The 8404-nt window shown below is 63.6% G+C and carries 7 protein-coding genes, 3 tRNA genes and 1 pseudogene; all 11 read left to right on the top strand.

Translation table 11 applies throughout. The annotated features are described in order from the left end of the window. Positions 1-238, top strand: a pseudogene (locus BGO62_RS09225) (uracil-DNA glycosylase); the annotation flags it as partial. Between the two features lie 2 nt (positions 239-240). Next, the gene (locus tag BGO62_RS09230; protein WP_296641616.1) at positions 241-426 is read left to right on the top strand and encodes a 4-oxalocrotonate tautomerase family protein; all 186 of its coding nucleotides are present in this window, start codon (positions 241-243) and stop codon (positions 424-426) included. 118 nt (positions 427-544) lie between these two features. Beyond that, positions 545-2341, top strand: a complete 1797-nt coding sequence (gene uvrC / locus BGO62_RS09235) for an excinuclease ABC subunit UvrC (RefSeq protein WP_296641618.1) — start codon at positions 545-547, stop codon at positions 2339-2341. Positions 2342-2346: 5 nt separating this feature from the next. Continuing rightward, positions 2347-2919: a CDP-diacylglycerol--glycerol-3-phosphate 3-phosphatidyltransferase gene (gene pgsA / locus BGO62_RS09240; RefSeq protein WP_296641619.1), complete on the top strand. Its 573-nt coding sequence runs from the start codon at positions 2347-2349 to the stop codon at positions 2917-2919. Positions 2920-2965: 46 nt separating this feature from the next. After that, positions 2966-3041, top strand: a tRNA-Gly gene (locus BGO62_RS09245). Between the two features lie 89 nt (positions 3042-3130). Then, positions 3131-3204 (top strand) — tRNA-Cys (locus tag BGO62_RS09250). Positions 3205-3228: 24 nt separating this feature from the next. Next, a tRNA-Leu gene (locus BGO62_RS09255) sits at positions 3229-3315 on the top strand. Positions 3316-3445: 130 nt separating this feature from the next. Next, on the top strand, positions 3446-3874 hold the full coding sequence (rimP, locus tag BGO62_RS09260) for a ribosome maturation factor RimP (protein WP_296641620.1): 429 nt from the start codon (positions 3446-3448) through the stop codon (positions 3872-3874). Positions 3875-3896: 22 nt separating this feature from the next. After that, positions 3897-5375, top strand: coding sequence for a transcription termination factor NusA (gene nusA / locus BGO62_RS09265; protein ID WP_296641623.1), 1479 nt, complete (start codon positions 3897-3899; stop codon positions 5373-5375). A gap of 9 nt (positions 5376-5384) precedes the next feature. Beyond that, entirely contained in the window at positions 5385-8168 is a 2784-nt protein-coding gene (infB, locus tag BGO62_RS09270; RefSeq protein ID WP_296641625.1) for a translation initiation factor IF-2, read from the top strand. A gap of 106 nt (positions 8169-8274) precedes the next feature. Continuing rightward, the coding region (locus BGO62_RS09275; RefSeq protein WP_296641627.1) for a ribosome-binding factor A at positions 8275-8404 on the top strand (130 nt) is incomplete at its 3' end.

Raw genomic sequence — 8404 nt, forward strand, 5'->3', positions numbered from 1 at the left:
GGGGTTGCCAGCGCACGCCAGCATCCTGGCGCTTGGGCAGATCGCGCATCAGGCGGTGCTGCGCGCGCAGGGCCTGAAACTCAAGGACTACCCCTTTGCCCACGCCAGCGACTACCGCCTGCCCGACGGCCGGCGGCTGGTCAGCAGCTACCACTGCTCCCGCTACAATACCCAGACGCGCCGCCTCACCCCCGAGATGTTCGCGGCGGTGTTCGCCCTGATACAAAGCAAGGACTGACCATGCCCGTCGTCACCATCAAGCTCGCCGGCACCCTCACCCGCGAACAGAAGCAGAAAGTCGCCGAGGAAATCACCGCCACGCTGGAGCGCCACGCCGGCAAGCCGGCTTCGTACACTTACATCGCGTTCGAGGAGCTGCCGGACGAGAACTGGGCGATCGCCGGCAAGCTGCTCGATGAGGAATGATTTTTTATCCACGAAGTGCGCGAAGTGACACGAAGAAGATCTTCAAGGCCTTTCTTCGCGGTTCTTCGCGTCCTTTATGCCCTTCAGGGTATTCGCGGATGAACGGGTGGTTTTTGCCTTGAGCGTCGACAAGGATTTCCTCGCCTCGCTGCCCACCCTGCCCGGCGTCTACCGCATGATCGACGCGGCAGGCGCGGTGCTGTACGTCGGCAAGGCGAAGGACCTGAAGAAGCGCGTCTCCAGCTATTTCCAGAAAACCGACCAGAGCCCGCGCATCCGGCTGATGCTGAAAAGCGTCGACCATATCGACACCACGGTGACGCGCACCGAGGCCGAGGCGCTGCTGCTGGAAAACAACCTGATCAAAGGTCTGAAGCCGCGTTTCAACATCCTGTTCCGCGACGACAAGTCCTACCCCTACCTGCTGCTGACCGGGCACCATTTTCCGCGCCTGGCCTATTTCCGCGGCACGCCCAGGAAAAGCGACCAGGCATTCGGCCCCTATCCCAATTCCTATGCGGTGCGCGAGAGCATCCAGCTGCTACAGAAGGTGTTCCAACTGCGCACCTGCGAGGACACCGTATTCGCCAACCGCTCGCGCCCCTGCCTGCTGTATCAGATCAAGCGCTGCACCGCACCCTGCGTCGGCCATATCGCACCTGACCATTACGCACGCGACGTCGCCGAGGCTGCGCAACTCCTGCATGGCGAAGCCAGCCGGCTGACCGAACAGATCACCGAACAGATGAACGCCGCCGCTGCCGCGCTCGATTTCGAGACCGCTGCCCTGCTGCGCGACCGCCTGCGCATGCTGGCGACGGTGCGCGAAAAACAGTTCGTCGACAGCACCGGCGGCGAAGCCGACGCCGATGTGATCGCGGCGGCCAAGGCCGGCGGCGTGATTGCGGTCAATCTGACCATGATCCGCGGCGGCCGCCATCTCGGCGATCGCAGCTTTTTTCCTCAGCACGGCGAAGGCGCGACGCCCGCCGAAGCGCTGGAGGCCTTCGTCGCCCAGCATTACCTCGACCACCCCATTCCGCCGCGCATCCTGGTGAGCGAGGCGATCGAGACCGACGCGCTGGAAGCGCTGCTGACCGAGCAGTCCGGCAAGAAAATCAGCCTGCAGCATCGTGTCACCGGCGAGCGCAAGGTCTGGCTCACCATGGCGCAGGCCAACGCGCGCCTGTCGGCAGAACGCCGCAGCGCCGAACGCGCCCACCAGTCGCAGCGGCTCGCCGCGCTGCGCGACACGCTCGACCTGCCGGCGCTCAAGCGCATCGAATGCTTCGACATTTCGCACACCATGGGCGAAGCGACCATCGCGTCTTGCGTCGTCTACGAGGGCGACGACCTGAAGAAATCCGACTACCGCCGCTACAACATCGGCGGCATCACCCCGGGCGACGACTACGCCGCGATGCACGCCGCGCTGATCAAACGCTTCCACAAAAGCGTCGAGGAAAACGGCGTACTGCCCGACCTGCTGCTGATCGACGGCGGCAAGGGGCAGGTCGCGATGGCGGTCGAGGCGATGACCGAACTCGGCCTAGGCGAGGTCTTGTTGCTCGGCGTGGCCAAGGGCGAAGCGCGCAAACCGGGGCTGGAAACGCTGATCTTCGCCGACGGCCGCGAACTGAAACTCGCCAAGGATCACCCCGGCTTTCACCTGATCCAGCAGATCCGCGACGAAGCGCACCGTTTCGCCATCACCGGCCACCGCGCCAAGCGCGGCAAGGCGCGTGTGCAGTCGACGCTGGAAGACATCCCCGGCATCGGCCCCAAACGCCGCAAACAACTGCTGGAACACTTCGGCGGCCTGCAAGGTGTGCGCAACGCCGGCGTCGACGCGCTTGCCACGGTGAACGGTATCAGTCGAGAATTGGCGGAAACCATCTATAACGCCCTCCATTAACGCTGATGCCGCTCAACCTCCCCAACCTGCTCACCTGGCTGCGCATCCTCTTCATTCCGCTGATGGCGGGCGTGTTCTACCTGCCCGACGGCTGGGTGACGCCGTTCGAGGCCAATTTGTTCGCGGCGGCTTTTTTCGGCGTGGCGGCGCTGACTGACTGGCTCGACGGCTGGCTCGCCCGCAAACTCGGCCAGACTTCGGCCTTCGGCGCCTTTCTCGATCCGGTGGCCGACAAGCTGATGGTCGCCGCCGCGCTGATCGTGCTGATCGATCTCGACCGGGTGGCGCCGTTGATTGGGCTCATCATCATCGGCCGCGAAATCACGATTTCCGCCCTGCGCGAGTGGATGGCCAAGGCCGGCAAATCGGCCAGCGTGGCCGTCTCCTTCGTCGGCAAACTGAAAACCGCGGCACAGATGATCGCCATCGTGCTGCTGCTGTACTTCACCCCCTTCGCCGGCCTGCCCATCGCCGCCATCGGCACCCTGTTGATCTGGGGCGCCGCGCTGCTCACCCTGGTGTCGATGGCGTATTACCTCGTGATGGCGGCGCGCGCCCTGCAAAAATCTTCATCTTGAGTGTTGACAGAAAAAACCGAAATCCCCATAATGCGCAGCCTTCAACGCGGGAATAGCTCAGCTGGTAGAGCGCAACCTTGCCAAGGTTGAGGTCGCGAGTTCGAATCTCGTTTCCCGCTCCAGTATTCTGGGGAAAACAGAAGGCTAAGCCCGGATGTTTTCCCCTTTTCGTTTAAGCGGTTTACCGCCCATATCAGCGGTATTCAACTTGGGCGCGTTAGCAAAGCGGTTATGCACCGGATTGCAAATCCGTGTAGGTCGGTTCGACTCCGGCACGCGCCTCCAGATTCAGGGTCAGCCGTCCGCTTCGCCCGGATGGTGAAATTGGTAGACACAAGGGACTTAAAATCCCTCGCCAGCGATGGCGTACCGGTTCGATTCCGGTTCCGGGCACCACCTTCCCTTCCAGTCTATCGGCCCGAGTGGTATAATTTCGCCGCTTGATTATTTGTGTAATGGCGTTGGGCAAATGGGCGGTTCGCCCATTTTTTATTTGTGCCCGGTGCAAAGCAACGATGGATTTTCGATGATGGATCTGCCTACCCGCCTGGAACCTGTACTTGCCGGACTCGGTTACGAGCTGGTGATGCTGGAGCGTGCGGGACGTGGGCTGGTCCGGATTTTCATCGACAAGCCGGGCGGCATCACGATTGACGACTGCGTGACGGTGAGCAATCACCTGACCCACCTGTTTACCGTAGAGAACATCGACTACGACAGGCTGGAAGTCTCTTCGCCCGGCCTCGACCGGCCACTGGTCAAACCGCAGGACTATGTGCGTTTCGCCGGTGAGCAGGTCACGCTGAAGCTGCGGGTGCCGATGGACAACCGGCGCCGCCTGAGCGGCCAGCTGGTCGGCCTGGAAGAGAATGCGGTGAAATTGATCGTCGATGGCACGGAAGTGTCGGTTGACTTGAGGAATGTGGACGCGGCCCGCCTGAAACCGATGGTTTAGGCTGGCCGCGCTGGAGGGAATGATGAGCCGTGAAATGTTGATGCTGGCCGACGCGCTGGCGCGCGAAAAGAACGTGGACAAGGAGGTGGTCTTCGAGGCCCTGGAGCAGGCGCTCGCCTCCGCCACCAAGAAACGCTTCAAGGAAGAAGCCGATGTGCGCGTGTCGATCGACCGCAACACCGGCGAGTACGAGTCCTTCCGCCGCTGGCAGGTCGTGTCCGAAGCCGAACTGGAGTCCGAGGGCCACCAGATCCTGCTGATCGACGCCCAGGACAAGATTCCCGACATCGAGATCGGCGACTACATCGAGGAGCCGCTGGAAAACGTCGAATTCGGCCGCATCGGCGCGCAAGCAGCCAAACAGGTCATCCTGCAGAAGATCCGCGACGCCGAGCGCGAACAGATCATCAGCGATTTCCTCGACCGCAAGGAACACCTGGTCAACGGCGTGGTGAAGCGCATCGACCGCGGCAACGCCATTATCGAATCGGGCCGCGTCGAGGGCTTCCTGCATCGCGACCAGATGATCCCGCGCGAAAACCTGCGCGTCGGCGACCGCGTGCGCGCCTACCTGCTGCGCATCGACCGCGGCGCCCGCGGCCCGCAGGTGGTGCTGTCGCGCACCGCACCCGAATTCATCATGAAGCTGTTCGAGCTGGAAGTGCCGGAAATCGAGGAAGGCCTGCTCGAGATCAAGGCGGCCGCCCGCGACCCCGGCCTGCGCGCCAAGATCGCGGTGGTGTCGCACGACCCGCGCATCGATCCGATCGGCACCTGCATCGGCCTGCGCGGTTCGCGCGTCACCTCGGTGACCAACGAACTGGCGGGCGAGCGCGTCGACATCATCCACTGGTCGGCCGAACCTGCGCAGTACGTCATCAACGCGCTGGCGCCGGCCGAGGTCAGCTCCATCGTGGTCGACGAAGACAAGCACAGCATGGACGTGGTGGTGGACGAGGAACAGCTGGCGATGGCGATCGGCCGCGGCGGACAGAACGTGCGCCTGGCGTCCGAACTGACCGGCTGGGAGCTCAACATCATGTCGCGCGAAGTGGCTGAAGAAAAGCAATCGACCGAAAGCGGCAAGACGCTAGCCCTGTTCATCGAGAAACTCGATGTGGACGAGGAAGTCGCCCAGATTCTGGTCGACGAAGGCTTCTCCACGCTGGAAGAAGTCGCTTACGTCCCGCTGAACGAAATGCTCGAGATCGATGCATTCGACGAAGACCTGGTCAACGAATTGCGCAACCGCGCCCGCAACGCCCTGCTGACTGCCGCCATCGTCGGCGAGGAACAGGTCGAGGCCTCGGCGGGCGACCTGCTGTCGCTCGAAGGCATGGATGCGGAAACCGCACGCACGCTCGCCAGCAAAGGCGTCCACACCACCGAGGACCTGGCGGAACTGGCGGTCGACGAACTCACCGAAATGGCCGCCATGGATGCCGAACGCGCCAAACAATTGATCATGGCCGCACGCGCGCCCTGGTTCGCCCAAGGCTAAGAGGACTGCATGAACGTTGAACAATTCGCACAGGAACTGAAACTGCCGCCCCTGCTGCTGCTCGAACAGCTGAAAGCGGCGGGCGTCAGCAAGAATGACATCGTCGATCCCGTAACCGAAGCGGACAAAGCGCATTTGCTCGACTATCTGCGCAAGATGCACGGCGGCGGGACCGAAGCCGGCAAAACCAAGATCACCATCACGCGCAAGCAGACCGGTGAAATCCGCAAGACCGACAGCACCGGCAAATCGCGCACCATCCAGGTGGAAGTGCGCAAGTCGCGCACCTACGTCAAGCGCGATGCCGCCGCGCTGGCGGCCGAAGCCGCGCCTGTGGCAGAGCCCGCCGTGGAAGCGCAACCCGCTCCGCCAGCCGCAGAGCAGGCCCAGCCCGTCGCCGAGAGCAGGATCGAAGCCCCGGTCCCCGAACCTATCGTCGAACCCGTCGTCGAGCCGGTTGCCGCCCCGGCTGCCGAGGTTGCGCCCGCCGTCGCCGAGCCCGCGGTGGCTGAACCTGTAGCGGCCGAAGCCGCGCCCGTGCCCGATGCGGCCGTTGCGCAGCCCGCCGCAGCGGAACCTGCCCCGGTGGTGAAGAAAACCACCCGCATCAAAAAAGCCTCGATTCTGAACGAAGCCGAGGTCAAGGCGCGCGAAGAAGAGGCGCGCCGTCACCAGGCGCTGCTGGAACGTCAGGCAGCGGATGCCAAGGCCCGCATCGAACGCGAAGCCCTGCGCAAACAGGCGGAAGCCGCGCGCGAAGCCGCCAAGCTTGCGGCAGCGGAAAAAGCCGCTGCGCCCGCCGCGCCGGCCGCTCCCACCGAAAAAACCCTGCACAAACCGGACAAGCCGGCTGCGGCCAAGGGCGCCAAGGGTCCGGACAAGAAAGCCGGAAGCAGCTGGAAGGACGATGCCGCGCGCCGCAAGGGCGGGCTCAAGACCCGTGGCGGCGCTGCGCCTGACGCAGGCTGGCGCGGCCGCAAGGGCAAGTCCAGATCCGGTCAGGAAGACACCACCTTCGTCGCCCCGACCGAGCCGATCGTGCGCGAGGTGCTGGTGCCCGAGACCATCACCGTGGCCGAACTCGCCCACAAGATGTCGGTGAAGGCGGCCGAAGTCATCAAGGCGCTGATGAAGCTGGGCAGCATGGTGACCATCAACCAGGTGCTGGACCAGGAAACCGCGATCATCGTGGTCGAGGAAATGGGCCATATCGGCAAGCCGGCCGCACTCGACACGCCGGAAGCTTTCCTCATCGAAACCGGCGAGGCCGGCGAAGTGGAAATGGCCGCGCGTCCGCCGGTGGTGACGGTAATGGGCCACGTCGACCACGGCAAGACCTCGCTGCTCGACACCATCCGGCGCACCCGGGTGGCCACCGGCGAAGCCGGCGGCATCACCCAGCACATCGGTGCATACCACGTCGAAACCGAAAAAGGCGTCATCACTTTCCTCGACACCCCGGGCCACGAAGCGTTTACCGCGATGCGGGCGCGCGGCGCGAAAGCGACCGACATCGTGGTGCTGGTGGTGGCGGCGGATGACGGCGTGATGCCGCAAACCATCGAAGCCATCCATCACGCCAAGGCGGCCAATGTGCCGCTGGTGGTGGCGGTGAACAAGATCGACAAGCCCGAGGCCAATCCCGAGCGCATCCGCCAGGAACTCGTCGCGCAGGGCGTCACGCCCGAGGAATGGGGTGGCGACACCCAGTTCGTCGAAGTGTCGGCGAAGGCCAACACCAACATCGACGGCCTGCTCGACGCCATCCTGCTGCAGGCCGAGGTGCTGGAACTGCAGGCGGCTGCCGACGGCCCCGCCAAAGGCATCGTGATCGAAGCCCGCCTGGACAAGGGCAAGGGCCCGGTTACCACCCTGCTGGTGCAATCCGGCACGCTGCGCCGTGGCGACATGGTGCTGGCGGGCCAGGCTTTCGGCCGTGTGCGCGCCATGCTCGACGAATCGGGCAAGGTTGTGAACGAAGCCGGCCCCTCGATCCCGGTCGAAATCCAGGGCCTGTCCGACGTCCCGCAGGCTGGCGAGGACATGATGGTGCTGCCGGACGAACGCAAGGCGCGTGAAATCGCCCTGTTCCGCCAAGGCAAGTTCCGCGACGTGCAGCTCGCCAAGAAGCAGGCCGCCAAGCTGGAATCGATGTTCGAGCAGATGGGCCAGGGCGAAGTGCAGCATCTGCCCATCATCCTCAAGGCCGACATGCAGGGTTCCTACGAGGGCCTGGCGCACGCGCTGGGCAAGCTGTCGACCGACGAGGTCAAGGTCAACATCATCCACAGCGCGGTGGGGGCGATCACCGAATCCGACGTCAACCTGGCGCTTGCCTCCAAGGCGGTGCTGATCGGCTTCAACGTGCGCGCCGATGCGCTGGCACGCAAGCTGGCCGAATCCAGCGGTGTGGATATCCGCTACTACAACATCATCTACGAAGCGGTGGATGAGGTGAAGGCTGCGCTGTCCGGCATGCTGGCGCCCGAGAAGAAGGAAAGCGTCATCGGCAGCGTGGAAATCCGCCAGGTCTTCCACATTTCCAAGATCGGCACCATTGCCGGCTGCTACGTGCTGGACGGGGTGGTCAAGCGCGGCGCCGGCGTACGCGTGCTGCGCAACAACGTGGTGGTGCATCAGGGCGAACTCGATTCGCTCAAGCGCTTCAAGGACGACGTCAAGGAAGTCAAGGCCAATTTCGAATGTGGTCTCTCCCTGAAGAATTTCAACGACATCCAGGAAGGCGACATCCTCGAAGTGTTCGAGGTCGTCGAGGTAGCTCGCAGCCTGTGAGGACTGAGGGATTTAGGATTTAGGGGCTAGGATTTAGAGAATGTGCGCGGCGTTGCCGCGCCTTCTTCCCTAGCTCCTAGTCCCTAGCCCCTAGCCCCTAACAACCATGCCGAAAGATTTCCCCCGCGCCCGCCGCGTCGCCGACCAGATCCAGCGCGAACTGCCGGAATTGATCCGCCAGGAAGTGAAGGATCCGCGCGTCGGCATGCTGACCGTCACCGAGGTCGAGGTCAACC

The organism is Thiobacillus sp. 65-1402 (assembly GCF_001897685.1).
GTDB lineage: Bacteria > Pseudomonadota > Gammaproteobacteria > Burkholderiales > Thiobacillaceae > Thiobacillus.